24 protein-coding genes and 2 pseudogenes are annotated in these 25,635 nt (G+C 50.3%); 1 reads left to right on the top strand and 25 read right to left on the bottom strand.

What is annotated here, in order from left to right:
* Nucleotides 1-77: 77 nt before the first annotated feature.
* The 7 genes and pseudogenes from L1N85_RS27365 to L1N85_RS20975 all read right to left on the bottom strand — a co-directional run bounded on the left by L1N85_RS27365 (nucleotide 78) and on the right by L1N85_RS20975 (nucleotide 5,504).
* On the bottom strand, nucleotides 78-353 hold the full coding sequence (locus tag L1N85_RS27365; protein WP_268818405.1) for a hypothetical protein: 276 nt from the start codon (nucleotides 351-353) through the stop codon (nucleotides 78-80).
* A gap of 43 nt (nucleotides 354-396) precedes the next feature.
* Nucleotides 397-663 carry a beta-L-arabinofuranosidase domain-containing protein gene (locus tag L1N85_RS27360; protein ID WP_268818404.1) on the bottom strand — a complete coding sequence of 89 codons (267 nt, stop codon included), beginning with the start codon at nucleotides 661-663 and terminating at the stop codon, nucleotides 397-399.
* Complete coding sequence (locus L1N85_RS27355) at nucleotides 650-1,165, bottom strand: hypothetical protein (RefSeq protein WP_328285253.1); 516 nt, start codon at nucleotides 1,163-1,165, stop codon at nucleotides 650-652. The genes L1N85_RS27360 and L1N85_RS27355 overlap by 14 nt, the downstream gene beginning before the upstream one ends.
* Nucleotides 1,125-1,667 (bottom strand): beta-L-arabinofuranosidase domain-containing protein, encoded by a 543-nt coding sequence (locus tag L1N85_RS27705; RefSeq protein ID WP_328285255.1) that lies wholly within the window; start codon nucleotides 1,665-1,667, stop codon nucleotides 1,125-1,127. The genes L1N85_RS27355 and L1N85_RS27705 overlap by 41 nt, the downstream gene beginning before the upstream one ends.
* Nucleotides 1,668-1,807: 140 nt before the next feature.
* Nucleotides 1,808-1,954 (bottom strand): annotated as a pseudogene (locus tag L1N85_RS27700) (NAD-dependent malic enzyme); the annotation flags it as partial.
* Nucleotides 1,955-2,174: 220 nt separating this feature from the next.
* A complete protein-coding gene (locus L1N85_RS20980; RefSeq protein WP_235241000.1) occupies nucleotides 2,175-3,983 on the bottom strand; it encodes a cache domain-containing sensor histidine kinase in 1,809 nt (602 codons plus the stop codon).
* Between the two features lie 15 nt (nucleotides 3,984-3,998).
* Nucleotides 3,999-5,504, bottom strand: a complete 1,506-nt coding sequence (locus L1N85_RS20975; protein WP_328285254.1) for a response regulator — start codon at nucleotides 5,502-5,504, stop codon at nucleotides 3,999-4,001.
* A gap of 241 nt (nucleotides 5,505-5,745) precedes the next feature.
* On the opposite strand from L1N85_RS20975, the pseudogene L1N85_RS27695 reads away from it, so the two are divergent.
* Nucleotides 5,746-5,946, top strand: a pseudogene (locus L1N85_RS27695) (helix-turn-helix domain-containing protein); the annotation flags it as partial.
* A 63-nt stretch (nucleotides 5,947-6,009) separates the two neighbouring features.
* On the opposite strand, the gene sdaAA reads toward L1N85_RS27695, so the two are convergent.
* The 18 genes from sdaAA to L1N85_RS20885 all read right to left on the bottom strand — a co-directional run bounded on the left by sdaAA (nucleotide 6,010) and on the right by L1N85_RS20885 (nucleotide 25,633).
* The gene (gene sdaAA / locus L1N85_RS20970) at nucleotides 6,010-6,918 is read right to left on the bottom strand and encodes an L-serine ammonia-lyase, iron-sulfur-dependent, subunit alpha (protein WP_235240999.1); all 909 of its coding nucleotides are present in this window, start codon (nucleotides 6,916-6,918) and stop codon (nucleotides 6,010-6,012) included.
* Complete coding sequence (gene sdaAB / locus L1N85_RS20965; RefSeq protein WP_235240998.1) at nucleotides 6,915-7,595, bottom strand: L-serine ammonia-lyase, iron-sulfur-dependent subunit beta; 681 nt, start codon at nucleotides 7,593-7,595, stop codon at nucleotides 6,915-6,917. The genes sdaAA and sdaAB overlap by 4 nt, the downstream gene beginning before the upstream one ends.
* Before the next feature lie 146 nt (nucleotides 7,596-7,741).
* Entirely contained in the window at nucleotides 7,742-8,830 is a 1,089-nt protein-coding gene (locus L1N85_RS20960) for a M24 family metallopeptidase (RefSeq protein ID WP_407946532.1), read from the bottom strand.
* 192 nt (nucleotides 8,831-9,022) lie between these two features.
* Nucleotides 9,023-10,987, bottom strand: a complete 1,965-nt coding sequence (locus tag L1N85_RS20955) for a glycoside hydrolase family 127 protein (protein WP_235240996.1) — start codon at nucleotides 10,985-10,987, stop codon at nucleotides 9,023-9,025.
* On the bottom strand, nucleotides 10,944-12,434 hold the full coding sequence (locus tag L1N85_RS20950; RefSeq protein ID WP_235240995.1) for an NAD-dependent malic enzyme: 1,491 nt from the start codon (nucleotides 12,432-12,434) through the stop codon (nucleotides 10,944-10,946). The genes L1N85_RS20955 and L1N85_RS20950 overlap by 44 nt, the downstream gene beginning before the upstream one ends.
* A 7-nt stretch (nucleotides 12,435-12,441) precedes the next feature.
* Nucleotides 12,442-13,674 carry an NAD(P)/FAD-dependent oxidoreductase gene (locus L1N85_RS20945; protein WP_235240994.1) on the bottom strand — a complete coding sequence of 411 codons (1,233 nt, stop codon included), beginning with the start codon at nucleotides 13,672-13,674 and terminating at the stop codon, nucleotides 12,442-12,444.
* Nucleotides 13,671-14,000, bottom strand: coding sequence for a (2Fe-2S)-binding protein (locus tag L1N85_RS20940; RefSeq protein WP_235240993.1), 330 nt, complete (start codon nucleotides 13,998-14,000; stop codon nucleotides 13,671-13,673). The genes L1N85_RS20945 and L1N85_RS20940 overlap by 4 nt, the downstream gene beginning before the upstream one ends.
* Complete coding sequence (locus L1N85_RS20935) at nucleotides 14,001-14,273, bottom strand: (2Fe-2S)-binding protein (protein WP_235240992.1); 273 nt, start codon at nucleotides 14,271-14,273, stop codon at nucleotides 14,001-14,003.
* 13 nt (nucleotides 14,274-14,286) lie between these two features.
* A complete protein-coding gene (locus L1N85_RS20930; protein WP_235241002.1) occupies nucleotides 14,287-15,723 on the bottom strand; it encodes an aldehyde dehydrogenase family protein in 1,437 nt (478 codons plus the stop codon).
* Between the two features lie 46 nt (nucleotides 15,724-15,769).
* On the bottom strand, nucleotides 15,770-16,645 hold the full coding sequence (locus L1N85_RS20925; protein WP_235240991.1) for a dihydrodipicolinate synthase family protein: 876 nt from the start codon (nucleotides 16,643-16,645) through the stop codon (nucleotides 15,770-15,772).
* 55 nt (nucleotides 16,646-16,700) lie between these two features.
* A complete protein-coding gene (locus tag L1N85_RS20920; RefSeq protein WP_235240990.1) occupies nucleotides 16,701-17,714 on the bottom strand; it encodes a proline racemase family protein in 1,014 nt (337 codons plus the stop codon).
* 37 nt (nucleotides 17,715-17,751) lie between these two features.
* Nucleotides 17,752-18,753 (bottom strand): 4-hydroxyproline epimerase, encoded by a 1,002-nt coding sequence (locus tag L1N85_RS20915; RefSeq protein WP_235240989.1) that lies wholly within the window; start codon nucleotides 18,751-18,753, stop codon nucleotides 17,752-17,754.
* Nucleotides 18,750-19,946: an NAD(P)/FAD-dependent oxidoreductase gene (locus tag L1N85_RS20910; protein WP_235240988.1), complete on the bottom strand. Its 1,197-nt coding sequence runs from the start codon at nucleotides 19,944-19,946 to the stop codon at nucleotides 18,750-18,752. The genes L1N85_RS20915 and L1N85_RS20910 overlap by 4 nt, the downstream gene beginning before the upstream one ends.
* 22 nt (nucleotides 19,947-19,968) lie before the next feature.
* Nucleotides 19,969-21,039 (bottom strand): M24 family metallopeptidase, encoded by a 1,071-nt coding sequence (locus L1N85_RS20905; RefSeq protein WP_235240987.1) that lies wholly within the window; start codon nucleotides 21,037-21,039, stop codon nucleotides 19,969-19,971.
* A 421-nt stretch (nucleotides 21,040-21,460) separates the two neighbouring features.
* The gene (locus L1N85_RS20900; RefSeq protein WP_235240986.1) at nucleotides 21,461-21,973 is read right to left on the bottom strand and encodes an aminopeptidase P family N-terminal domain-containing protein; all 513 of its coding nucleotides are present in this window, start codon (nucleotides 21,971-21,973) and stop codon (nucleotides 21,461-21,463) included.
* A 33-nt stretch (nucleotides 21,974-22,006) separates the two neighbouring features.
* Entirely contained in the window at nucleotides 22,007-22,885 is an 879-nt protein-coding gene (locus L1N85_RS20895; RefSeq protein ID WP_235240985.1) for a carbohydrate ABC transporter permease, read from the bottom strand.
* Nucleotides 22,885-23,787: a carbohydrate ABC transporter permease gene (locus L1N85_RS20890; RefSeq protein WP_235240984.1), complete on the bottom strand. Its 903-nt coding sequence runs from the start codon at nucleotides 23,785-23,787 to the stop codon at nucleotides 22,885-22,887. Before L1N85_RS20890 ends, L1N85_RS20895 begins: the two co-directional genes overlap by 1 nt.
* A 457-nt stretch (nucleotides 23,788-24,244) precedes the next feature.
* On the bottom strand, nucleotides 24,245-25,633 hold the full coding sequence (locus L1N85_RS20885) for an ABC transporter substrate-binding protein (RefSeq protein WP_235240983.1): 1,389 nt from the start codon (nucleotides 25,631-25,633) through the stop codon (nucleotides 24,245-24,247).
* Nucleotides 25,634-25,635 lie beyond the last annotated feature (2 nt).

The raw sequence follows: 25,635 nt of genomic DNA, 5'->3' as shown, positions 1-25,635 counted from the left end.
TCAGGTGGAGAACAATCTAGCGATTTGAACTGAATACGATTCCCTTGTCCAAGTTTTATAGATTTACACAACCCATGCTAAACTGCGAATAGCCAAAAAAGATAAAGCTCGACGTTGCGAGGGTATCCTGCGTTCACTGTGCGGAACGTGGCGAATTTTCCGGCAACCGGTTCAAGCCATTCATTCAACGGTTTATCGTTTGTTATCATGACCGGCGTATAAAGACGGTTCGACGCCTCCGGATCTTCCAGCGGACCCAGTTCGCCTGCAAGCACCAGCGGACCGTACATGACCGCCGCCCGATTCGGATTGTCCGGCATGCTTTCCAGACGCAGCGTCATTGGAATTTTCATTTGTACGATATCGCCATCGTTCCATTCGCTCCGTACTGGGCTGTTAACGAATGGTAAGCGTAAAGGACGTCGCTTGTTTGCAGGATAGCCCTATAACGATGCGATCGTCTTCCGGGTAAAGAGTTTCCTGCTTCAACTCAATCTCTTTTTCCTTCCAGCAAAGAACTGATGGAATATATTGGTTAACATAAAGTTTGTCGCCATGATGAAAATAGATACTGTTGTTATAGCTTGCATGATTTTCCATGCCCGTTCCGATACAGCAGGTAAAATCCTCGAACCGTTTGTTGTAATCTTTAAATCCGCCCATAGTTACACGTTTCCGTCGTTGTCGGTCCGAGGCGGTTGCGCCGCCGGATTAATCCTCTCTGATCCAAACCTGCATTTCGCCCGCTCTGGTTTGCCCAAGCGAAATACGGTATCGCTTTGATCGTGACGGCGCGACCGCTTCGTTTTTTGGCTGCATACAACGTCGCATCCCAACCGAATAACTCGCCGCGCACCGCTTCACCGGTAATGACGGTAACGCCGCCCAGCATGTCCGGTTCGAATCGGGCGTCGAGCGCGGCATGCTCCGGCAACGAAATATCCGGCAAAATCGCGCCGTTGTCGGCTTGCTCCAGACAATACACGACCGGACCGCGCTGCAGCGCCACCTTGCCCGCATTTACAAGCACGTTCGGGTTGGCATAAATACCCTCGATTGGCATCGGCAGGAAGAACCGCACGACATCCCCGGTCTTACATTCACGCTTGATCGCGGCGTAGCCTTTATGTAACACGGCTTCTACAGAAACCGCTTGTCCGTTCACATGGACGGATGCGCCTTCGCACCAGAACTTCAAGCTTCGTTTCGCTGCCGATGAATTGATGAACGTACGCCGTTTGCTCCCTTTGCGAATAAATATATTGGCCAAGCGAGGCAATAAGCCGGGCAATATTCGGCGGGCAGCAGGCGCAGCCGAACCATTTTTGCTGGATATGGCCCGGATAACCGCGCAGCTTTCCTTCCTCTTCGCCGTATACGGAATCGATATGATCCGCGAGCTTGCACGCTATGTCGAGCAGCTTGATTTTGCCCGTCGTTTCATGATAGGCGACCGCCGCTTCAATCAAATGTCCGGCACAATACGTTTCGTGATTGTCACGCTCGTTAAGCCAACGTTGATCCGGATGGTAGCTGTCGGCCTGTTGCGCTCTGCCCAACAAATCGATCGTTTCGTCTGCCAGCTTCTCCAGCTCGGAATCGGGTGACCACGCCAAGCTGTATGCGACGGCTTCCAGCCATTTTACTACATCGCTATCCTGAAATATATACCCGTAAAAGTCCCCTCCCGCTTCGCTTGCGGCAATGCGGAAATTCTGGATCTCATGGCTCGGCTCAGCGTCTTCGATACGGTATTCAGCTTTCCCATTTTGATAAAGTCCTTTCTCTCATGTATATTCCTCGTTGCGGATGTCCCGGCGCCGCACAGCTCCACCTTGCAATCTTCGAGCCGTTTACCGACCAGCTTGACAGCATTGTATAATCCGGCCAGCAGTACAACGGCTGTTCCATGCTGATCGTCGTGAAACACCGGAATGTCAAGCTGCTCGATCAAAAACTGTTGATAAAGCTAATGCTGCGAAAGGTTTAGTTTTTTTCATGCCCTCACCCTCCATCATTTTTACAAACCGTTTATATATTTAGTTTAAGGAAGAGCGCGTATAAATAAAATGCGAACATTTTTGTATAGGTGGAGGATATTTGTATCTTCTTAATCCTTTATGTGACAATAACTCTTACATCCCGCATCCTTCATGTAATATAAATATTGTATTTTATGACAAAGGGAGAGTGACTTTCACGACTGTTCCCTTCTTTACTTCCGATGTCACCGTTACCCCATACAACTCTCCGTAAATCAGTTTAATTCTTTTGTCGACATTTTGGATTCCGATAGAATCGCTTTCGATTTCGGTTAAATTTGCTATTCGATCCTCCGGGATGCCTTTCCCGTTATCCTCAACGGTGAAAATGCGCTGATCGTCCTCGATCCAGCCTCGAATTCTAATAATCCCGCCGCTGTGTATATGGGCAAATCCATGAACGATTGCATTTTCGACAAACGGTTGCAGGAATAGCTTAGGAACCGTATAGGCGTATAATTCCTGAGCAATGTCATAGGAGACGGTAAATTTCCCTTCAAAGCGCTGATCCGTGATGTAAATGTAATGTTTGAGCCAGTTTAGATCTTGGTTCAAATCTCCGAGATCCTGTTTATTCTCGGATGTGTACTGAAGCATGGAAGATAAGCTGACGATCATACTGCTTAGCTCTTTTTGGTTATTTTCAAGCGCTGTCCAATTCATAATGTTTAATGTGTTATACAAAAAATGCGGGTTCAGCTGAATATTAAGCGACATGATTTGGGTTTCCTTTTCCCTTAGCTTTACAATGTAATTTTCTTCTATTAAATTATTGATCTTTGTATTCATTTGATTGTATCTATGGATGAGAAAACCCATCTCATTATAAGATTCTACCGGTATTTTCGTATCGAACTCTCCATCCCCCGTCTTTTTTATAGCTTTAAGTAGCTGGTGAATGGGCCGGGTTATTGAACTAGCGAATATATAAGCCAGCAGGAGCGATACGATCAGCAGGAATAAAGCCAAATACAACGTGTAGAACTCAATTTCCGGTAAAAAGGAGGCCATTAGTTTTTCCGGGGAAATTGTAACAGCGGAGATCCACCCTGTAACTTCGGAAGTATCGAAACAAACAATCATTGGCTTTCCGTCCTGCATAACCGTTAAGGTACCGCTTTTCATTTTCGCTATTTCATCCAGCCATGAAGGCTTGTTTCGGGTGCCTTCTATATCCCTTTCCGTTCCCGACACAAGATCCCCTTCCGGGGTAAAAATTAAAAAAGAAGCCCCGTAGGAAGGGAGCGCATTGGAAAACCGCGAACTATAAATTTCAGGTTTATACGTGATGACCAACACCGGCATCTCAGCCTTGCCTTTTAGCTCGATCACTTCGTTATTTTGAATTTCATATAGCTGGAGGAGCCGTACGCCGGATAGCAAGCGGGAATAGTCAGGCGGATTTGTTAGGCTTGGCTCCCGGTCAAACATTTGATCGAATGAAAAGGTAGGCACCCATTTCATCCCCCCCTTGCCTTCCAAAGCAGCCCGATATAAAGCCGTCTTATCAAACTCTTGATAGGGAATAAATGCGGAAGTACCAATGTTAGCGTAGCTGGTTATCAAATTTATAGCGTACATTCGATTCATCTCAGGGAAATATTTGGTTAAAATCTGATTCACTCTTTTTTCCATCGTTAGCATGGCATATTCGTCATTTGGGTTCGCATTCAAATATTGTTCATATAAGTTCTGATCCGCAATCATGGCCAGGCTGCCGTCTTCTACGCCAGACAGCTCCGAGTCAATAATCTCATTATTTTGTTTAACGATAGAATATAGATTTTGCCGGGAGAAATCCGAAACGAATTTTTTGCTGGAATAGTAATATTTCGTGCTTAGAATAACAAGCGGAATGGTGACGATTAGCGCATAGGTGAGCAATAGCTTTGATCTGTAGCTGAGGTTCTTAATACGGCGCAATAAATAAGGTTTACGCAAATGGGATCCCTTCCTTTAGTGAGCAGCAGATAAATGACGGTATTCTTCCGGACTGGTACCGAACTCTTTGCGAAAGAGCCGTATAAAATATTTTACATCCTTGTATCCTACGGTTTCGGCGATCTGGTAGACTTTCTGAGAAGTTTGCAGTAATAGACCCTCCGCTACCCTCATTCTCGTTTGCGTGATGTATTGGTTGACTGTCGTTTGAGTATGGTTTTTGAAAAGATTGCAAAAATAAGAAGGATTAAAGTGAAACTTTACAGCGAGAGTGCTAAGGGTCAAATCTTCGCTATAATGGTTTTCGATATAAGCTTTGCAACTCTCGATAATGGATTCGTTTTTATTAAGTTTTCGATTTTCAAGGCAATCCGTTATTTCGAATATCCATTCGTGGGTAGCCTTTTTCAATTGTTCCACGGTATGGCATTGCATTAATGCTTCTTCGTATATGGCATGATGTAAAGGTGGAAGCCCTTTTCCCATTAAACAAGAAGTTAAATGATGAAGCACGGCAATGATGGAGTACACGAGCTTTTCTGGCTGAGGGTATCCCTTCGACACCTGATTAATGGCGGAATCCACGCAAGAACGAATGCCAGGCTTGTCTCCCGATAAAACGGCTTGTTCCAACATACTTACATAAAGCTTTACTAAAACAAGGTTATTTTTGCTGTTCTGCTGCTTTTCAGCTTTCAGCAGCGTGCCTCCACCCTTGTAAAATCTTGTCTTAAGCGCATCATTAGCTTGTTCATAGGAATCTCTCGCTTCATCCATCCATGTGGTAAAGGGACTCCCTATTCCAAATGTTAATTCGGCTTCATACTCAACCCTAAAATGTCGAATGACCTCATGGAGCCTATCTTCAAACCCGGCAGTGAGGATCGGACAATGCGCGGGGCTCATAATCATTGTTACAAGCGTTTTATCGGGCATATAAAAAGCGAATGAAAACCTGAATTCCTCCAAAATCGGTTCCATCATGGCCTTTAAGCCGTTCAATAAAAATTTCCAATCCTTGGTCCCATGTTTTGTATTGAATACCGCGGCCAGAGCCACGCCCGTAACCCCTGCGGGAAAAGACTTATTAAGCAGATCGTAATCCTCGTTAGCCGGCGACCCTTCGAGCAATTCGGCAAGCGTAGATTCTACGGAGGCATGACGGACGGCACTTACTTTTTGTTCAGCCTTCTCAAGTAGCTGAATTATTTTTTGTTCTTCAACCGGCTTTAAAAGATAATCGCAAGCACCCAAGCGCAAGGCCCGCTGCACATATTCGAAATGAGAATAAGCGCTCATAATGATAACGCTTTCGTCGCCTCCGCGACGAGATACATGTTCCATAAATTCGAGGCCATCCATAATGGGCATTTGAATATCCGTGAATATCAAATCGATAGAATGTGCGTTCATGCTTTGCAGCGCATCGCCCCCGTCCATCGCGCTGTATATGTTATAATCAGGCTTCAACTCCTTCAGCATTCGGGAAAGTCCCCTTCTATGCTTAGGCTCATCATCCACAACTAATACATTCAACACGTTCAATCCCCCCCATAAATTATAGTGGCCCCATAGAATAGGAAATTGGCTATATTTATTTAATGATAACTGTTTAGTAGCAGCCTTAAGATCGATTTGGCTGCGCGAATTGTCCGCCCGGTCGTCAATTCAAATTTGTGGCTACATACCCGTTCTGCATTCTTGTCCACCTAGGTCATGCGGTAGACTCATCTCGAAGTCTACTAAGCGAGGTGGAGAATAGATGAAAGATCATAAGAAAGCCGAAGCTATTGCATCGGAGCGCGTACAACTGCTGTCTCCGCTGCTGGCAGAAGGTCTCGACCCTGCCAAGGCCAGAGAGATCAAGAAACAGATCTGCGGACAGACCGGACTCTCCGAACGGACATTGCGCCGGTATATGACAAAGTATCGTGAGGATGGGTTCAGTGGTCTAAAGCCTAAAGGCAAAGGACGCCAGTCAGCAGAAGCGACCATTCCGAAAGAAGTGCTGGAACAGGCCATCCTGCTATCGCTTCTTCAATTCGGATCGGAACTTCTTTCGGTCCTTAGCCAGCTGCTTGATGATTTGTCGGCCGGTTGGGGTCTGCGCCAATCCGCCTCTTGCCGTCTCTCGATGAATATCCGGCATCGCGCTGCCGACTTCAAGCATCACTTGGATGACCTCGTCCGAAGGAATGACGCTACTTACGCCTGCAAGCGCCATGTCGGCTGCCGCGAGCGCGTTCACTGCCCCGAATCCATTACGGACGATACAAGGAATTTCCACCAGCCCCCCCACCGGATCGCAAATCAGGCCAAGCGTGTTCTTCATCGCAAGTCCGACCGCATGAACCGCCTGTTCCGGAGTCCCTCCCTTCAGCTCAACCAGGGCACCCGCCGCCATGCCGATGGCGGAGCCTATTTCAGCTTGACAGCCGCCCTCCGCTCCGGATATGAATGAGTTGTTCGCGATGATATAACCGATAGCTCCGGCACAGAACAGCCCGTTCACCATATGATCGTCAGTCCAGCCAAACCGCTCTTGGCTGCTGACGAATACTCCGGGAATGATACCGCAAGATCCGGCGGTCGGCGTGGCAACAATGCGGCCCATGGAGGCGTTCACTTCGGATACCGCGAGCGCGTAAGCCATCGCGAGTCCCGTGAACGGCTCTAGCGACGCTTCCTGCTGACGGGTATATTCATGAACTCGTTTCGCATCTCCGCCAGTCAGACCGCTGCGCGAGAGCTTCTCCGAAGAAATCCCTTTCGTAACGGCTTCCTTCATGATGCCGTAATACTGTTTCATTTTGTCCCATTCCTGCTCCGCCGTCCGTCCGGATTCCAGTGCCTGATCCTCCAGCATGATTAGGTAGATCGGCTTTCCTTCATCCGCGCATAGCAGCGCCAATTCTTTTAAATTGCTAAATCTCAATTCGGAACACCGCCGTTCAAATCGATGTAACTTAAGCCGGTCACATTCGCCAGTCGTTTGATCTTCTTCAGGAGATCCTCTTGTATTACGCCATCCATCTCTATGACGGTCGCCGCATGCCCGAGTCTGGCTTTACGGTCGACATCCATATAACCGATATTGATCCCGGTAACACTCAGTAATCGTGTGACATCCGCCAGCACGCCGGGTCGATCTTCATGGTAAACGATCAGGGTCGGATAGTTGGCGGTAAATTTGAGATCGAACCCGTTCACTTCGACCACTTCAATATTTCCTCCTCCGATCGAGCAACCCGTCATCCTGCAGCGCCTGCGTCCCGAACTGAGAGTAACCGTTAAAGTATTCGGATGAACGGCAGGATCGCTGCCCGACAGGAATGCCACCTTCATTCCCAGTACATCGGCCAGATCCAGCGATTCCGGAATCCGTTCATCATCCATATCCAACCGGAGCAACCCCGCGGTCACGGCCAAATCCGTACCGTGTCCGCGGTAGGTTGCCGCCAAAGAACCGTAGAACACGACATTTGCTTGCTTTGGCTGAATTCCGATCAGCTCACGCGCTACTCTGCCTAATCGGACGGCGCCCGCGGTATGCGAACTGGACGGTCCGATCATCCCCGGCCCAATAATGCTAAAGACGTCTTTGAAGCGCATATTGCATTCACTCCCTTCTATGACAACCAGGTTGAGAGAGACCCCTTACCGAACCCATTAAGCGAAGTTTCACGGATACCAAAAGCTTCACGAGCTTCGTTATTCACGGACGCTTACGGTTGGAGCGTTAATCGAAGCGCCTTTGCTCAACTGATTACGGTAAGCTGCTTAGGGAAAGTCGTCAATGTTTCAGCGCCGGTTGATGTGACTAGGACATCGTCTTCGATTCGGACACCGCCGATACCGGGCAAATAAATACCTGGCTCAATCGTAATGATCATACCTTCACGTAGCAGGTCGCGGTTGTCCCCGTGAACTGAAGGATACTCATGCACCTCAATGCCAAGGCCATGGCCTACCCGATGTGTAAAAAACGCACCGTAGCCCCGACTTGCGATGCATTGCCGCGCAGCGAGATCTACTTCGGCCAGAACAGCGCCCGGACAAACAGATGCAATACCTCGAAGATTCGCCTCAAGCACCGTTTCATATATTTCTGTTAGCTTATCGTCGACATCCCCTACAGCAAACGTCCGCGTAATGTCTGAAAGATAACCGTCGGCGGCAACCCCCATATCGATCAACAGCATGTCACCGCGTTTGATTAGACGATTTCCAGTAGCTCCATGCGGCAACGCCGATTTTTCGCCGGCCAGCACCGTTGTCGAAAATGCCGGGCTGACCCCAGCTTTTTTCATCGCATATTCCAATTCAGCAGCGATATCCATTTCCGTGACGCCGGCCTTAACATGCTTTAATCCATCGTGAAGCACCTGCTCAACAAGACGCGCGGCATTTTTGAGCCGGGCGATTTCGTCGGCGGACTTGATCGCGCGCATATTGGTTAACGGCGCTTCCACGTCGACAAATTGTTCGGCTTCAAGCGTCTCCGATAACATTTCGTATCGCTGCATCGTCAAATGTTTTTTTTCGACGCCCAATCGGCGTACCTCGCTTCGCAAACATCGTTTCAGCACCTCATATGGATTTTCTGTGTCGGTATGCGTATATACCCGAGAAACTGTCGATTCCGCCTTTGCCGCTTCTATATCCAGTGCCGGCACGAGCAAAAACGGCTCTTCCCCTCTCGGCAATATTAGACCGAGAAACCGTTCGTGCGGCTCAGAGGAAAAACCGGTTAAATAATAAACATGCTTAGGCAGCGTAATAATTACGGCATCCAAATTGAACTGCACCATAAAGATGTAAAGCTTTTGCAATCGTTCATTCATCAGCTTTCAGCAATCCTTTCTACATTACAAGTGTTAATCTTCAATGCGGTCAAGCCACAACTCAATTTCATTTGTTCTTCTCCTCGTGTTTTTGGCGATTTTTTACTGTCGATTTAGGAACACAACGAGGAAGCCGTCTGAACGGCTTCCCTGAATAATGAAATGCGACTTAACCGAAGCGGTTACACTGCCGTACTAATGCTCCCTGATCCAAACCTGCATTTCGCCCGCGCCGCGGTTTGCCCAAGCGAAATACGGTATGGCTTTAATCGTGAAGGAACGCTCACTTCGTTTCTTGGCTGCATACAACGTCTCGTCCCAACCGGACAACTCACCGCGAACCGCTTCGCCGGTAATGACGGTAACGCCGCCCAAAAAGTCCGGTTCGAATTGAGCGTCGAGTGCAGCATGTTCCGGCAACGAAATATCCGGCAAAATCGTGCCATTGTCGGCCTGCTCCAGACAATACACGACCGGACCGCGCTGCAGCGCCACCTTACCCGCATTCACACGCACATTCGGGTTCGCATAAATGCGCTCGATCGGCATCGGCAGGACGATCCGCACGACATCCCCGGCCTTCCACTCACGTTTGATTGCAGCGTAGCCTTTATGCAGAACGGCTTCTACTGAAACCGCTTGTCCGTTCACATGGATTGATGCGCTCTCGCACCAGCCCGGAATGCGGACGGCTACCGTAAATTCACCCGGCTGATCCGGGTTAACGGAAAGCTCGATCGTTTCATCCCAAGGGAAATTCGTTTGTTGCGATAACCGGACGGAACGCCCGGCTACTTCAAGCATCGTTTCACTGCTGATGAATTGATGAACATATACCGTTTGCTCGCTTTGAGAATAAATGTACTGTCCGAGCGAGGCAATAAGCCGGGCGATATTCGGTGGGCAACAAGCGCAGCCGAACCATTTTTGCCGGACAGGCTCCACGTGCATTTTATCTGGCCGCTTGCACGCATCCGGCCATACTTCCAGCGGATTGACGTAAAAGAAGCTTTTGCCATCCAATGACATGCCGCTGATCGTGCCGTTATATAACGCGCGTTCGATGACATCGGCATATTTGCCGTCAGGATCAAGGTGCAGCATCCGATGCGCCCAAAATACAAGCCCTATCGCTGCGCACGTTTCCGTATACGCCGTATCGTTCGGCAAATCGTAATCGAAAGAAAACGCTTCGCCGTCGTGGTTCGATCCGATGCCCCCCGTAATGTACATTTGTCTTTGCGTGACGTTGTCCCAAAGTCGCTTGCAGGCGTCGATTAACGATTGATCCTGCGTTGCCGCCGCCACGTCCACCATACCGGCATACATGTAAACGGCGCGAACGGCGTGGCCTGTCGCATGCAACTGCTCGCGCACGGGCAAATGCGATTGATTGTATTCATAATTATTTTTGTATAAGTTGTAATAGCCTTCTTTGAGCAGCGATTCCCGACCGAATCGTTCCGCCCGTTTTTCCGCTTCCAGCTTGAAATAATGCGGCTCCTGGCCGCGCTCGTTAATAAAAAAGTGGCTTAGCTTCAAGTAACGCTCGACTCCTGTTGCTTCATACAGCCGCATCAAAGCAAGCTCGATTTCCTGATGGCCTGGATAACCGAGAAGCTTGCCTTCCCCTTCGCCGTATATGGAATCGATATGATCAGCGAGCTTGCACGCGATGTCGAGCAGTTTGATTTTGCCCGTCGTTTCGTAATAGGCGACCGCCGCTTCGATCAAATGGCCGGCGCAATACGTTTCGTGATTGTCACGTTCGTTGAGCCAACGTTGATCCAGATATTTGATCGTAAAATGCGTATTCAGGTAGCCATCAGACTGTTGTGCTCTGCCCAACAAGTCGATCGTTAAGTCGGCCAGCTTCTCCAGCTCCAAATTGGGAAACGACGCCAAGCTGTATGCGACGGCTTCCAGCCATTTGGCTACATCGCTGTCCTGAAAAATATACCCGTAAAAGTCTCCCTCTGCTTCGCCAGCAGCGATGCGGAAATTTTGGATCGCATGGCTCGGGGCAGCTTCTTCGATACGGTCATTCAACGCATCCCATTGATAAGGGATTACCTCATCCCGCACCAAATGCATATATTTAGTCCAGAAAGGATCGTCAATTTGTACTGCCTTGTACGATAAGTTCTTCAGCTTTTCCATTTTGTTCAAATCCTTTCCCTTGTAAAAGTTCCACGTTGCGGATGTCCCGACGTCGCGCTACCTTTGACTCGTAAGCTGCTTCGATCACGGCTTCCCGCACCTTTTCGACGACGTGCTGATTAAATATGCTTGGGATAATAAAGTTCTCATTCAGCTCATGATCGTTGACGACCGAAGCGATCGCTTTCGCCGCCGCCAGCTTCATCGACTCGGTCACGCGCGACGCTCGGCAATCGAACACGCCCCGGAACAAGCCGGGAAAGCATAACACGTTGTTAATCTGGTTCGGATAATCCGATCGGCCGGTCGCCATAACACGCACGATGCCTTCCACTTCTTCCGGAAGAATTTCCGGATTCGGGTTGGCCATTGCAAATACGATCGGATCAGGAGCCATCTTCTTTACATCGTCTACTTTCAATATGCCCGGACCGGATACGCCGATAAAAATGTCCGCGCCATGAATGACATCGGATAACGTTCCCGTCTCCATATTCGGATTCGTATGTTCCGCATACCATGACCATGCTTCGTTATCGTACGATTGCCCCCGCACCAACGCGCCGCAGCGGTCGACGCCAATTATGTCGGTTACGCCCGCGGACAGCAAAATTTTCGTGCAGGCATTTCCCGCTGCCCCGACGCCGCACAACACCACCTTGCAATGTTCGAGCCGCTTGCCCACAAGCTTGACCGCATTGTATAAACCAGCCAGCAGAACAACGGCCGTTCCGTGTTGATCGTCATGAAACACTGGAATATCGAGTTCCTCAATCAACCTGCGTTCGATTTCAAAGCAGCGCGGCGAGGATATATCCTCCAGATTGATACCGCCGAAAGCGGGTGCGATCCGTTTGATTGTTTCAATAATTTCTTCTGTATCCTGCGTGTCAAGGCATATCGGAAACGCATCGACATCGGCCAGCTGTTTGAACAGCATCGCTTTGCCTTCCATGACCGGCATTGCCGCAAGCGGCCCAATATTACCTAGTCCAAGAACAGCAGTGCCGTCGGAGACGACGGCAACCGTATTTCTTTTGATCGTCAACGAATACGCGCGAGATGGATCGTCATGAATCGCCATGCTGACCCTTGCTACTCCCGGCGTATAGACGCGCGACAGGTCGTCGCGGTTTTTGATCCGCAATTTGGGGGTTACTTCGATTTTGCCGCCAAGGTGCAGCAGCATTGTCTGATCCGAAACGTTGATAACTTTGATGCCTTCCAGATCATCGAGACGTGCAACAATCCGGTCGGAAAACGCCGGATCGATTGTCAGCGTAATATCGTAAATTGTCTTTTGTTTGCCGGCGCGGCTTACGTCGACGGCGACGATATCGCCGCCAGAGTCGCCAATCGCCGTAACGATTTGCCCGAACGTCATTTTTTGCTTATCCGTTTCCAGGCGCATAATGATGTTAGTGTTGCTGCCTGCTTGAACTGCCATTTCATCATCACACTCCAGCTCCAAAGGTTTCTTGCCACATCCGGTATATTTTTCGCCGCGCTTCCGGAATGCCCGGGTGGAACTGAATCAAAGCCGAGGCACGAACGCGGTGCACTTCCTCGATAGCAGCGGCCACTTTGCTCTCGCCATTATGGCCGAAAATACCCGCATCGCTGCAAATCGACGTTGCTGCCAGCTGGCCTTGCGCCATCGCAACGAGCGCGCTTTCCACGCCGGTAATATTGCCAGCCACATAAAGTCCTTCGACCGGCGTTTTCATCCGCTCACTATGCAACGGCAAATGGCCGCCGAGCTCCGGCGTATAAATGAATGGACAGCCGGCAATCGATGCCAGCTCCGCCAAAGGATATAATCCTCCCGCCAAGGCAACGAAGTCGACGGCTTCTTCCCGTTCGCTGCCGGCAATGATCTCGCCTTGCCCGTTAACGTCGGCGAGCGTTACCGACTCGACGCGGTCGGTGCCGTTTATTGATACTACTTTCGTACGCAGCTTCAGCGGAATGTCCCACAATTTAATGCCGCTGCGCGGAAACAAGCTGGACACGATGCCCGCCAAACCGAGCGCATTGGCGATTTTGCCACCGAAGCGAAGGATTGGCGATGGAGCGAGATGCGACAAGCTCATCAGCAGCTGCAAATTCTCTTTTGGCAGAGCCGCTTTGCCGGCGAACGGTCCGCTCGGCGGCAGCACAATGCTGGCGAGCGACACACCGCTGACCGACAGCTCGCGGGCGATCGCCATCGCCAGTACATTCACACCGACAATGATCCCGCGTTTGCCCGGTTTGACATAATGGACGTTCGTCATCACCTGTGCAGCTCCGATCGACATGACTCCGGGCAGGGTCCAGCCGTTTGCAGGCATTGGGATTTCCGCCGCGCCGGTTGCGAGCAGCACACGCGGCGCCAACATCGTGCCATGCGAGGTGGACACCTCCCACATGTCATCGACCTTCAGCATGCCGTAAACCGATACGCCGCAGCGGATCAATACGCCTTGCGCCCGGTTTTTCTCAATCAGTTCATCGGCGATCCGCTTGCCGACCCACCAATGCCCGCGCTCCTCGTGGAATTGTCCTAGCATACGGCCGCCTGGCTCCGGAAATTCATCGATGATGGTCACGCTCAAGCCATTTTCGGCGGCAGCGGCTGCCGCCGCCAAGCCTGCCGGGCCGGCACCCACAATAATCAAATCCGATTGCTGCCGTTTTGACTTCATGGAAGTAGCCTCCCGGTAATTTCGTTTGGCAGTTGCTGTCCCTCGAATACTTTCATACCGTCTTCAAGCGGCGTGAGGCAGGAGCGCACGATGCCCTTTCCTTTCACGCTTAGACGGCACTCCATGCAATGTCCGATGGCGCAGTACAACCCGCGCGAGTTGCCCGATTCCTCGTGCTTCCGCAATGTCCGAACGCCTGCCGCTAACAAAGCCGCAGCAATCGGCTCTCCGCGATAGCCGGCCATCGGCTTCCCGTTGAATATGAAGGAAATGGGCTCCCTCAGCGTTTTTCTGCCCAATATGGGATGGTCTTGTATCCGTTCCATTTACGATTCATCCTTTGCTAACTGGCCGAAGGTAACCGGCCGGATTGGAGGACGGTACGATAACAATTCCGCGTCGCGCGGCGAATCTGGTTTTTTGTCGTGAACCCATGCCTCCAACAGCTGCCTGCATACTCGTCCTTGGCAAGCCCCCATCGACGCCCGCGTTTTCATTTTTAATTGACGCGAAGTGCAGCTTCCCGTCTGATAGGCCTGTTCCAATTGTTCAATCGTCACTTCTTCGCAACGGCAAATGATCAAGGATGACGGTTTCATAGGCTCGCCCTTCTTAAGCGTAGCTAACTGCGCAAGTTTTAATTTCGGTATAAAAGTCCAATGCCGCTTGTCCTTGCTCGCGCGTATGCGAGCTGGACAGCTTCATTCCGCCGAACGGTGCCTGATATTCGACGCCGGCCGTTTCCTGATTGACGCGAACCATGCCCGCTTGCGCCTCATCGAGAAAACGAAGCGCATGAACGAGATTTTGCGTAAACAGAGAGGCGCTTAAGCCGAATATAGTCCGATTGCACAAGGCGATCGTTTCTTCAAAATCGCTTGCCTTCAGCAACGCGGCGACCGGTCCGAAAATTTCTTCTTGGATGAGCGGATGATCCGTATCTACGCCCGCTGCGACGAGCGGACGAATGTAGTGCCCTTGTTTCGCTTCCGCAGGAGACGGCCCTTCGACGACAATTTCCGCTTGCTCGCGAGCCATCGTCACGTAGGACATAACGGTTTTATGCTGGCTGGCCGACGCAACCGGCCCTAGATAAGCCGCAGGGTCAAGCGACGGTGCAAGCTTGATCGCCGAAACGGCTTTTTTCAGCGCGTCGACGAAGGGCTCGTAAATGCCGTTTTCAACAATAATCCTGCTTGTTGCCGTACATTTCTGACCGGCGGAACGGAACGCGCCGCTGATGATCATCGGTATCGTTTTATCAAGATTGGCGTCGTTCAGCACGATAGCCGCATTTTTGCCGCCCATCTCGGTTTGGTATTTGATGTTGCGGCGTGCGCAAATTTCCGCGATGCGCGTTCCGGTTGACGTAGAGCCGGTAAAGCTGACAGCGTTTAACAGAATTTGCTCCAGCAGGACGTCGCCGATTTGGCTGCCTTTGCCGATGACAAGGTTCAGTACGCCGGCAGGCAAATCGGCGGAAGCGAAAATTTCAACCAGCCTGCTCGCCGTCAGCGAAGCGAACTCCGCAGGCTTCCAAATGACGGTGTTGCCGCAAATAAGCGCCGGCGCGATTTTCCAGATCGGGATGGCCACCGGGAAATTCCACGGCGTGATGATTCCGACGACGCCTAGCGGCACTCTTTTCGTGTATTGCAGGACGTTTGCTTCGTTGGATGGGATGACGCTGCCGTTGGCACGGACGCCTTCGGCTGCGTAATAACGGAGCAAGTTCACGCCGCGCATCACTTCGCCGCGCATTTCCATAATCGGTTTGCCCATTTCCATGCTCGCCAACGTAGCAACCTCAACGAGGCGTGCTTCCAAAGCCGCAGCCATTTTATACAAATATTCCGCTCTTGCCGCTCCGGTCAAGCGGGACCAGGAGGCGAACGCAATGCGCGCCGCCTGATCCGCCTGGATGACGTGGGATGCGTCGGACAAATGCAGCACGCCGACGTCATCCTGCACGTTCGAAGGGTTTTTGATTACAATTTCACCTGCATTCGGAGTAATCCATTCTCCTCCGATCCAGTTTTGACTGTTCACCATATCACGTACCTCCCCGTATGTTGCCGATATCGTTCATTTTGACTTATTTGCGATCGACAGCATACTCGAAAGCTTTTTTGATCGCTTGGTAATCGGCTTCAGGCAGCGGCAATCTTGGCGGACGCGTAGGGCCAACCGGGAAATCGGCAAGCTCCATCATATACTTGATCGATTGAACAAGCTGCGGGCTTGCGTCGAAGTGAAACAACGGCAGCAGATGACGGTACAGCTCGGAAGCTTCTTTGACCTTGCCTTGTCTTGCCAGGTTGAACAACTCGACGCCTTCCTTAGGCAATGCGTTCGGTACGCCGGAGATCCAGCCCGTTGCGCCGAACAGCGGTCCTTCCATCGCCAAATCATCAACGCCGATCATCACTTCAAGATCCGTTTTGGCTAAAATTTCGTGTACGCGGCGGATATCGCCAGAAAATTCTTTCACGGCAACAACGTTTTCGAGCTTCGACAGCTTGGCAAGCAAGTCCGGCGTCAAATCGACTTTGTAGTCGTGCGGATTGTTGTAAGCGATGATCGGCAGTCCGACCGTGTTCAGCGCTTCATAATGCGCGATGACTTCATGCTCAAGCGGCTTGTAGTTGATTGGCGGAAGCGCCATAACGCCTGCAGCGCCAGATTCTTTCGCGTGGCGAACCCAAGCGACCGCTTGCTCCGTCGAAGGCGATGCGGAACCGACAACAACCGGCACGCGGCCTGCAGCTGCTGCGATAACCGTTTCAACCACTTTCGCGCGCTCTTCGTTCGACATGGTCGCATATTCTCCAAGGGAGCCGGTCGGTACGAGACCGTTAACGCCTTGATTGATCAGCCAATCGCAAAGCTCCGTCAAACGTTTGTAATCTACCTCATAAGATGATGTAAAAGGTGTAACGATTGCCACATAAACGCCTTCAAAACGTGCCATTGAAAATTTCCCCTCTCAAAATGTTAGTGTAAATAATGAATGTAAGTCATGAATACTAGCGCAAAACAAAACCATCGGACAGCGGATCGCTCGGGTCGACCACAAAATTCATCAGCCCCAGAATATAGGCATCTCCGGTCAACCGGGGAAGGATCGCTTTATAGCTGCCATACGTCAATTCTTCCATCGTTCTGCCAATCGCTTGCGAACCGGCAATCCCTTCGTACACAACTTCTTTGCCGAGCAGAAGCTCGCCGCGCCGCATCAGCACCGCCATATGCGCGCATGCGCCCGCTCCGCCCGGCGACCGGTCAAACTGTTCGCCGGCAAATACCGTCACATTGCGATAGTCGGAACCATGCTGATGCACGTCGTCCGCATCGCAAATAACGACACCATGAATACCCGTTATATCGGCCAGCTTAGGGTGAACAACGGTGAGCTGCGATTCGACAGCCCGACGAATCTCACCGCCCCATGCCTGCAAATCCGGCAGCGCGCTTTCCGTTAGCTTGATGCCACCCAGCGCCTTTGCGTCGACGATGGCATAAAACGCGCCGCTGAAAGCGACATCCACCGTAAACTCAAGGCCTTGCAGCGAAATCGGGACATCCAGCTCGTAGACGAAGCTCGGCACGTTGTCGAACGAAACCGACTTCACTTCCGATCCTTCGCAATCGGCGTAAGCCGTAATGCGTCCTGCCGGACAGTCGATGCGAATACCTTGAGCAGCTTCGTCAGGCAGCAGCTGCCCGGTTTCGATCCATGCGGTGACGGCGGCGATAACGCCGTGTCCACTTACAGGGGCAAGCCCTTCATTATTCATGAACAACAAGCCGAAATGGGCGTCTTCACTCGCGGGCGGTGTAACAATCGCACCGGTCATGCCGTGGTGCCCGCGAGGCTCTGCCATCAGCACCCGGCGAACCGAATCGAAGTTCCGGATGAAATAAGCCGCTCTAGCTTGCTGTGTAGCTCCTTCCATTTGCGGCAAACCGGCGGTTATGACTCGGAGCGGCTCGCCGCCGGAATGCGTATCGATTGCAGCAAACCATTTGTTGATTTCCATATTTTCACCTCCCAAGGTTAAGCTAACGTTGTCAGCGTCAGAGCAGGAAAAATCCGTTGTTCAGTGCGTCTTTCTCATGAAAGACGAACTGATGGAATCCGGTTATCCATGCGGAGCCGGATATTTGCGGAATGACTGCTGACAAGCCGCCTACCTTGGTTTCCTCCAACACCTTCGCATGGAACATAGAACCGACGATGCTTTCGTGCACAAACTCCTCGTTCATCGCCAGCTCTCCCTTCGCGTACAAGGCGGCAACCTTGGCCGATGTTCCGGTGCCGCAAGGCGAACGGTCGATCCCGCCCGGAGGCACGACAACAGCGTTCCGGCAGTGCGCCTGCTGAGATACTGGATCGCTGTAGAACTCTACATGCGTCAAGCCGCGGATCGCCGGAATTTCCGGATGCACGACTTCGACTTGGGCATTTACGGCGTCGCGAATTTTAATCGCGAGACGGATAATGTCCGAAGCACGGTTCGGCATCAACGGCAAATTCAGCGGACGAGAGTCGATCAAGCCGTAAAAATTGCCGCCATAAGCAATGTCGAGCATTAACTCGCCTAAACCGTCAACCTGAACCGTCACGTCCTTCCGGTACAAAAACGAAGGAATATTCGTAAACGTAACCTGCTTCACTTTACCGTTCTCAATGTCCAGATTCGCCTCCACGAGACCGGCCGGCGTATCGAGCCGCAGCACTTTTTTATCCTTCGGATATATTCCGGCTTCGATCAAAGCGGTGCAAACTCCGATCGTATCGTGTCCGCACATCGGCAAGTAACCGCCGGTTTCGATGAACACGACGCCGATATCGGCCGTTGGATCGCACGGGTCGGTCAGGATGCAGCCCGACATTACCTCATGCCCTCGCGGCTCGAACATTAATGCCCGCCGGAAATCGTCGTGATGCTCCGACATGTACACCATCTTTTCCGTCATCGTGTTGCCGAATAACGTTGGCGCGCCACTGGTTACCGTACGGGTCGGATTGCCGCCCGTATGCGTATCGATCGTCGTCACCATTTTGAAAACCTTCATATGAGTACCTCCTGATGGACGCGCCCGTTGCGGAAACGATCGTGTCGTAAAGGCTCGGCCGGGATGCACGTCGGCGCACCGCATAGCATTTCGCTGATCACTTTGCCCGTGACGGCCGCTAGGCTGATCCCGTCGCCTTCATGACCGGCCGCCACATAAAACCCGGGAATTTCGTCGATCTGCGAAACGATCGGCAAATGATCCGGCGTCCACGGGCGCAAACCGGCATAGGTACGCAGCATCGGAATATGCTCGATGACCGGGAAAAAGCGTATCGCCCGTTCAGCGATCAATCGGATAACTTGCTGGTCGACGCGTGCGTCCATACCGACAAACTGGCGGCTCGAGCCGATCAGAAAGTTTTGCGAGGCTGTCGGTTCAAATACAAGCGCGATACCGTATTTCTCAAACTCCGGATCAACCTTCCGCTTGCCTCCGAACTTGCTGATCAAATAACCGAACTCCATCACTTTCCGCTTCCCGATATTGGCCGTTCGCGACGCTACGAGAATATGGCCTTTGCGCGGTTCAACCGGAATATCGATGCCGACCATTTGCCCGATCACCTTCGACCATACGCCCGCTGCGTTGATGACAGTGTTCGTTTTAATCGTACCGTTCGTGGTTTCCACGCCCCGTATCTTCCGCTGCTCGTCCAGCAATATGGCCGTGACCGACGTATTCGTTAGAATACGGGCACCAAGGCGGCGCATCGTAGAAGCAAGCAAATAAGTGAGCAAAACAGGATTTACCGTCGAGTCGGTAGCGCATTCCAAACCGCCAAGCAAATCGTCGGCCATATACGGCCACTCATCGCGTAAATCTTGGCGATCGAGCATGCGGAACGGAAGTCCCGCTTCCTTCTGGCGAGCTACCCATCGCTCCGCAGCAATCATCTCTTCATCGCTTTCGCAGACGAGTATGCTTCCCGGCGCTCGATACTCAAATTCTTCGTCGAGCTCATGCACCAATTCGGCGATCAGTTCCTGCGATTTCAAAGACATTTGACTGTCGAAGCCCGGATCTTTATCGATCGCCAGGATGTTGCCGTCACATTTTGACGACGTTCCTCCGGCGACCTCTCCCCGTTCCACAACAACGACGTCCATACCAAGCTTTGCTGTGTAATAAGCGATCGCCATCCCGATGATACCCCCGCCAATAATAACAACCTCTGCCGAATCGGACTTCATCGTTTATACCACTTCTTTCCCATTACAGAACGATAAGTTCTTTGTTCGACTTCATCAGCACTTCAATGCCTGTTTCGGTAACGACAAAGTCATCTTCGATTCGAACGCCGCCGAAGCCTGGAATGTATATACCTGGTTCAACCGTCATCACCATGCCAGGCTGCAAAATATCTTCGCTTTGCTGCGACAACCGCATTGGCTCGTGAATTTCGAGACCGAACGCATGACCGAGGCCGTGACCGAAAAATACTCCGTAGCCGTAGCCTGCGATAATATCTCTGGCAAGCGAGTCGCCCTCTTTGCCAGACATGCCGGGTTTCAGTCCGGCAAGTGTCGCACGGTTCGCTTCCAGCACAATGCGATAAATCTCTTTGTGATTATCGGTAGGCTTACCGATAAAGACGGTGCGAGTCAAGTCGGAGCAATACCCTTCGTAGCTTGCGCCAAAATCGAGCGTAACGAATTCATTTGCAGCAAGCAGCTTATCGCTTGCCAAGCCATGCGGCAAAGCTGACCGTTCACCAGATGCTACGATCGTCGAATATGCTGAAGAAGTTGCTCCATTTTTGCGCATAAAATATTCAAGCTCCGCAGAAACGTCTCGCTCGGAAATGCCCGGCTTCAAAATACCCAAAATATGTTCGAACGCTAATTCGGTAATTTTAACGGCGTTGCGAATGTAGCCCAATTCCTTCTCATCCTTAATCCCGCGCAGCTTTTCAACGATATTCTCGGTTGGAACGAGCTCGATGCCAGGAAACTGCTCTTGGTAACCCGTATAAGCTGCAAATGTGACGTTGTTCTTCTCAAAACCCAACTTTTTCACGCCAAGCGATTGAATCGCTTCTAAAATCGATTCGGCCGGCTTGATCGCATGTTGAACGATTTCATACGCCTTTGCTTGCTCGGCAGCTTGACTGGAATAGCGAAAGTCGGTGAACAGCAGCGCTTTTTCCTTCGTAATAAGCACATATCCTGATGAACCGGTGAAACCTGTCAAATACCTGCGGTTGAAAGCGTTTGTAATAAATAGAGCATCCAATCCCAATTCATCGAGTTGTTGCCGGACGCGTTCCAGTCGTAAAGCTTCCATCGAAATCAACCTCCCTCTCCTGAGTTGAACTCGCATGTACAAATTTGCAGCACATTTCTCATGGTTCAACAAAATATAATTTAATTCAATTTAGTTGAATTGTCAATCAACGAGAAGATTCTCACCAATTAGACCGAGTCAAGATACGAGATTGCCAATATCCGGCAGATTAAGCAGAATGTTGAATAACGATCTAAGTATAGATGGAAGGAGAACGTTCGATGCAATTTGTTATGACCGACATCCGGAAACCTTTGGAATTTTTATCAGCCGGGCAATTCCATTCTTCTGAACCATCGACACATGCTTCTCCGAACAGCCGGCATCGCGGATGAAGGGGCAACCGTTACCGTATTATTCACTACCGTCCGCCCATAATGTACCCACCTGCTCGATGTCGAGTTGTTCGGGCCTCCGCGAGTCATAATATAGGAGTCGTCACGGAAGCCGTTTCCGTGTAAGCCTGGATGATAAGCGGATGCATAATCCGTCCTTCGGCAATATTCAGGCCGGCCGCCAGCGCCCCACCCTCTTCCACGATTTGCTCCCACGGTCTAGATGCCAATTGTAAAGCGTATGGCGCTGCGGCGTAGGTCAGCGAAGTGGTCGAAGTTCTCGGCACGCTACCCGGCATATTCGTTACGCAATAATGGACCACATCATGTTCTAAAAGCGATTGAATCGCTTCTAAAATCGATTCGGCCGGCTTGATCGCATGTTGAACGATTTCATACGCCTTTGCTTGCTCGGCAGCTTGACTGGAATAGCGAAAGTCGGTGAACAGCAGCGCTTTTTCCTTCGTAATGAGAACATATCCCGCCGAACCTGTAAAACCGGTTAAATACCTGCGGTTAAAAGCGTTTGTAATAAATAGTGCATCCAGTCCACAACCATCAAGCTGCTCCCGGACTCGTTTAAGACGCAAAGCTTCCATCGAAATCAACCTTCCTCTCTTGCCAATTAAAGCTTACCCCTTAATTCCCGTAAGCGTGATCCCCTCAATAAAATACCGCTGCGCGAAAAAAAACAATAATAGGATCGGAGCCACGATCGTTGCCGAAGCAGCCATCAAAAATCCCCACTGTGCATTGTACAAGCCCTTGAAGGTCGCAAGTCCTAGCGCAAGCGTAAATTTCTCATTGCTGTTCAAATAAATGATCGGTCCAAGGAAATCATTCCACACATCAATAAACGAGAAGATTCCCACAACAATCAATGCCGGCTTCGCCAGCGGAAGGATAACTCTCCACAGCACCGTAAACGGCTTTGCGCCGTCCATATAGGCCGCTTCATCCAACTCCTTCGGAATGCCCATAAAAAATTGCCGCAGCAAGAAGATATTGAAGGCGCCTCCCCCGAACCATGCCGGAACGGTTAATGGAACAACCGAGTCTAACGCCCCCATGCTTTTCCATAACATGAACGTAGGAATCAACGTGACCGCATATGGCAGCATCATCGAACCTAGAAGCAGCGCAAATACGAAGTCTCTTCCTGGCCACTTCAACCGGGCAAAGCTGTAAGCCGACATGATGCTTGTAAACAACACCCCGCTAACAGTAAACAATTCAATCGTCATCGTATTTATGAAATATTGCCCGAACGGAACGGACGTCAGCGATTCTGAAAAATTGCTCCACATGAATGGCTCTGGAATCCATTGCGGCGGATAAATGAATATTTGACTGTTTTCCATTAAAGAGCTGCGAAGCAGCCACAAAAACGGAAAAATCATTACTGCGCTGCCTGAAATCAAAATCAAATAAATCAGAATTCGGGCCGGCGATATTTTTTTGCCGGTTCGCAAGGCACTATTCACTCGAACAGCAACGGTGGAATCAGCCATTATCTTCCCCCCTCTTCATAATGAACCCATCTCTTCGACGATTTAAATACAATTAACGTCAAGGTCATAATGATAATGAACAAAACCCATGCCAATGCTGAGGCATACCCGATTTTCGATTCCGTAAATGCCTTACGGTACAAATAATACACATAAAATAAGGTTGAGTTGTTCGGCCCGCCTTCCGTCATGACATACGCCTGATTAAACGCTTGGAAAGTACCGATCAGCGACATAACCAAGTTGAAGAAAATCGTAGGCGTCATGCACGGAAGCGTGATATGCCAGAACTTGTGCCAACGGCTTCCGCCGTCAACCTCCACCGCCTCATACAGGTGAGAGGGAACCCCCTGCAAGCCGGCCAGAAAAATGAGAATTGTGTTGCCTACGCTCCAGCTGCTCATCATAATGAGTGACGGGATTGCTGTAGATTCGTGATATACCCATTGAGATGTAGGCAACCCCACCGACTTCAGCATCGAGTTCAACAACCCAAAGTCCGGGTTGAAAATCCATAACCACAAGATCGTATTGGCGATGCTCGGAACAATCGTCGGCAAGTAAAAAATCGTCCTGAAAATCGACAAGCCCTTCACCTTCTGGTTCAACAACATCGCTACCGTAAACGCGACTATCAGCCCGATCGGCACGCTGCCTAAAGCATAATAGGAAGTGGCGTACAACGACTTCTGGAACAGAGGATCTCCAGTAAAAAGCGTTTTATAGTTATCAAAACCTACCATCTTCCAGTCGCTGCCGATGCTCCAATTCGTAAGGCTGTAAAAAAATGAAGCGGCAACAGGATAAAGCGTAAAACATAAGAGCCCCAATATCGGTGGCAACGCGAAAATAATGCCCCAGTTTCGTTCCATCCGGGAAATACCCGATGATTTCGCGTGCATGTGTGACTCCCCCTTTCCGTCGTGTTATTTGTTTTGTTATATAGGCCGTAATACAATTATCACAGGAAGCGCTATCAGGAACAATCGAATGAGTCCACAGCTTCTTTGTTTAGGTACGTTTTTTCGTTTAGCCAATATCGATCGTTTGGAATACCATCGAGGGGGCGGTTTGTAAGAACTTACGTTGTTGACAGGAGAGGATTTTTCGGCAAAACAGCGTGGAGATAAGGAAGGCCTCGTACCCCGTTTTTTAGATGTATAGAGGACTATAGGATGACCTGTATCGAATCTTTCTTTTCCCAATTAAAACGGAAAGCATCTATATGAAGGAATCGCTACCAGAAAAAATTAAACGACCGCTCCCCGATTGAGGTTCGGGAAGCAGTCGCTGCTTGAGTCTTTTATCATTTTCTACTTCACAGGGGTATGACCTGCCCTTGTACGTTGATGCGTTTATTTACTTGTCCGCGTATTTCCCCTGCAGCAACGGCTGAACTTCTTTCTCCAGCTCGTCAAGCACTTCTTTCGCTGTTTTTTTGTTCGTCCAGATCAACTCTAGCGCCGGCGTAATTTTTGTACTCAATTCCGGCCAATTTTTCAGACTGGACGTAGGCGCTTTAATCGAATAATTCAACGCATAATCCATCGCAGCCGTTTTCCATTCCGGCGGATGCACGTCATTAGTCCACAAATCGATCGCGGCTTGGTCGGTATAATATTTCGTTTCTACCGGCATCCACAATCCGATTTTATACAAATCGACTTGCTCCGGGTTGTTGTGGAATTTGTAAAATTCCATCGCTTCCTTCTGATGCTTCGTGTTCGCGAACACAACGCTTGCTCCGGCAATATACGTCGTTTTTGGCTCTTTGAATTTCGGCAGGACACCGATACCGTAGTTCAGCTTTGCTTTGGAAATATCAAGCTGAGCCCATGTTCCGTCAATAACCATTGCAACTTTGCGGGTTTGCAGACGGACATAGTTATCCGGCATATTTTTTTGCTGGATCAAATCCGGTGCGACATGATACTTGAACAACAAATCTTGCAACGACTGGAAAACCTCAACGGATTCCGGACTGTTCATCGTATATTTCATGCCCGTTTCGTCGGTAATTCCAGCGCCATTGCTCGCCATGAACGGCCCCCAGGTGGAACGATCAGCGCCAAAGGAGAAGCCGTATTGATCGATGTTGTTTGGATCGAAATCCGGGTCGGCCGCCGTTTTGCCGTTTTTATCCTTAGTTAGCTTTTTAGCGATTTCCAGGAATTGATCCCAGGTCCATGCTTTTTCCGCTTCGGCCGGAGGCAGCTCGATACCTGCTTCAGTGAACAAATCTTTGTTGTAATAAATAACCATGACTTCGGCTGCGGTCGCATAACCGACAACTTTGCCCGGCTCGCTGTAATAGTACGATGCATCCAATCGGTTTTGCAATTCCTCGGACTCCTCTACATAAGGTGTAAGGTCAAGCAATTTCCCTTCGGAGCCCCATTTCGATGCCAGTGAATCAGACAAATAGGCGACGTCAGGAAGTTCATTGGATGCCATCAATGTGTTGATTTTCGTATTATAATCACCAGGTACGTGCTCTGCGGATACTTGAATATTCGGGTGGGACTGGTTAAACGAATTGACCATGCCTTCAATCGCTTTTTTCTCTTCATTGCTGCCCCAGAACATAAATTTCAATTTCACGGTTTCTTGCGGTTCGGTCGATTCTCCTTCTGTCGACTTGGTTCCTGTTCCTCCGTCGTTCTTGCTGCCGTCACTACCTCCGCAAGCCGCGAGCGTGAAGGTCAATACAAGTGTCATGACGATGGTACACCATTTTTTCGTGTTCATGA

The sequence above is a fragment of the Paenibacillus alkaliterrae genome (assembly GCF_021532375.1).
In the GTDB taxonomy this organism is placed as follows: domain Bacteria; phylum Bacillota; class Bacilli; order Paenibacillales; family Paenibacillaceae; genus Pristimantibacillus; species Pristimantibacillus alkaliterrae.
The sequence above is the reverse complement of the archived record's forward strand: the minus strand, read 5'-3'. Positions and strand labels throughout refer to the sequence as shown.

What these genes read in the sequence shown, in the direction of transcription:
- L1N85_RS27365 (WP_268818405.1), bottom strand. Translation starts at nt 353, where the DNA reads ATGAAAATTCCAATGACGCTGCGTCTGGAAAGCATGCCGGACAATCCG.
- L1N85_RS27360 (WP_268818404.1), bottom strand. Translation starts at nt 663, where the DNA reads ATGGGCGGATTTAAAGATTACAACAAACGGTTCGAGGATTTTACCTGC.
- sdaAB (WP_235240998.1), bottom strand. Translation starts at nt 7,595, where the DNA reads ATGCGCTTCAAAGACGTCTTTAGCATTATTGGGCCGGGGATGATCGGA.
- L1N85_RS20955 (WP_235240996.1), bottom strand. Translation starts at nt 10,987, where the DNA reads ATGGAAAAGCTGAAGAACTTATCGTACAAGGCAGTACAAATTGACGAT.
- L1N85_RS20950 (WP_235240995.1), bottom strand. Translation starts at nt 12,434, where the DNA reads ATGGCAGTTCAAGCAGGCAGCAACACTAACATCATTATGCGCCTGGAA.
- L1N85_RS20945 (WP_235240994.1), bottom strand. Translation starts at nt 13,674, where the DNA reads ATGAAGTCAAAACGGCAGCAATCGGATTTGATTATTGTGGGTGCCGGC.
- L1N85_RS20940 (WP_235240993.1), bottom strand. Translation starts at nt 14,000, where the DNA reads ATGGAACGGATACAAGACCATCCCATATTGGGCAGAAAAACGCTGAGG.
- L1N85_RS20935 (WP_235240992.1), bottom strand. Translation starts at nt 14,273, where the DNA reads ATGAAACCGTCATCCTTGATCATTTGCCGTTGCGAAGAAGTGACGATT.
- L1N85_RS20925 (WP_235240991.1), bottom strand. Translation starts at nt 16,645, where the DNA reads ATGGCACGTTTTGAAGGCGTTTATGTGGCAATCGTTACACCTTTTACA.
- L1N85_RS20920 (WP_235240990.1), bottom strand. Translation starts at nt 17,714, where the DNA reads ATGGAAATCAACAAATGGTTTGCTGCAATCGATACGCATTCCGGCGGC.
- L1N85_RS20915 (WP_235240989.1), bottom strand. Translation starts at nt 18,753, where the DNA reads ATGAAGGTTTTCAAAATGGTGACGACGATCGATACGCATACGGGCGGC.
- L1N85_RS20910 (WP_235240988.1), bottom strand. Translation starts at nt 19,946, where the DNA reads ATGAAGTCCGATTCGGCAGAGGTTGTTATTATTGGCGGGGGTATCATC.
- L1N85_RS20905 (WP_235240987.1), bottom strand. Translation starts at nt 21,039, where the DNA reads ATGGAAGCTTTACGACTGGAACGCGTCCGGCAACAACTCGATGAATTG.
- L1N85_RS20900 (WP_235240986.1), bottom strand. Translation starts at nt 21,973, where the DNA reads ATGGAAGCTTTGCGTCTTAAACGAGTCCGGGAGCAGCTTGATGGTTGT.
- L1N85_RS20895 (WP_235240985.1), bottom strand. Translation starts at nt 22,885, where the DNA reads ATGGCTGATTCCACCGTTGCTGTTCGAGTGAATAGTGCCTTGCGAACC.
- L1N85_RS20890 (WP_235240984.1), bottom strand. Translation starts at nt 23,787, where the DNA reads ATGCACGCGAAATCATCGGGTATTTCCCGGATGGAACGAAACTGGGGC.
- L1N85_RS20885 (WP_235240983.1), bottom strand. Translation starts at nt 25,633, where the DNA reads ATGAACACGAAAAAATGGTGTACCATCGTCATGACACTTGTATTGACC.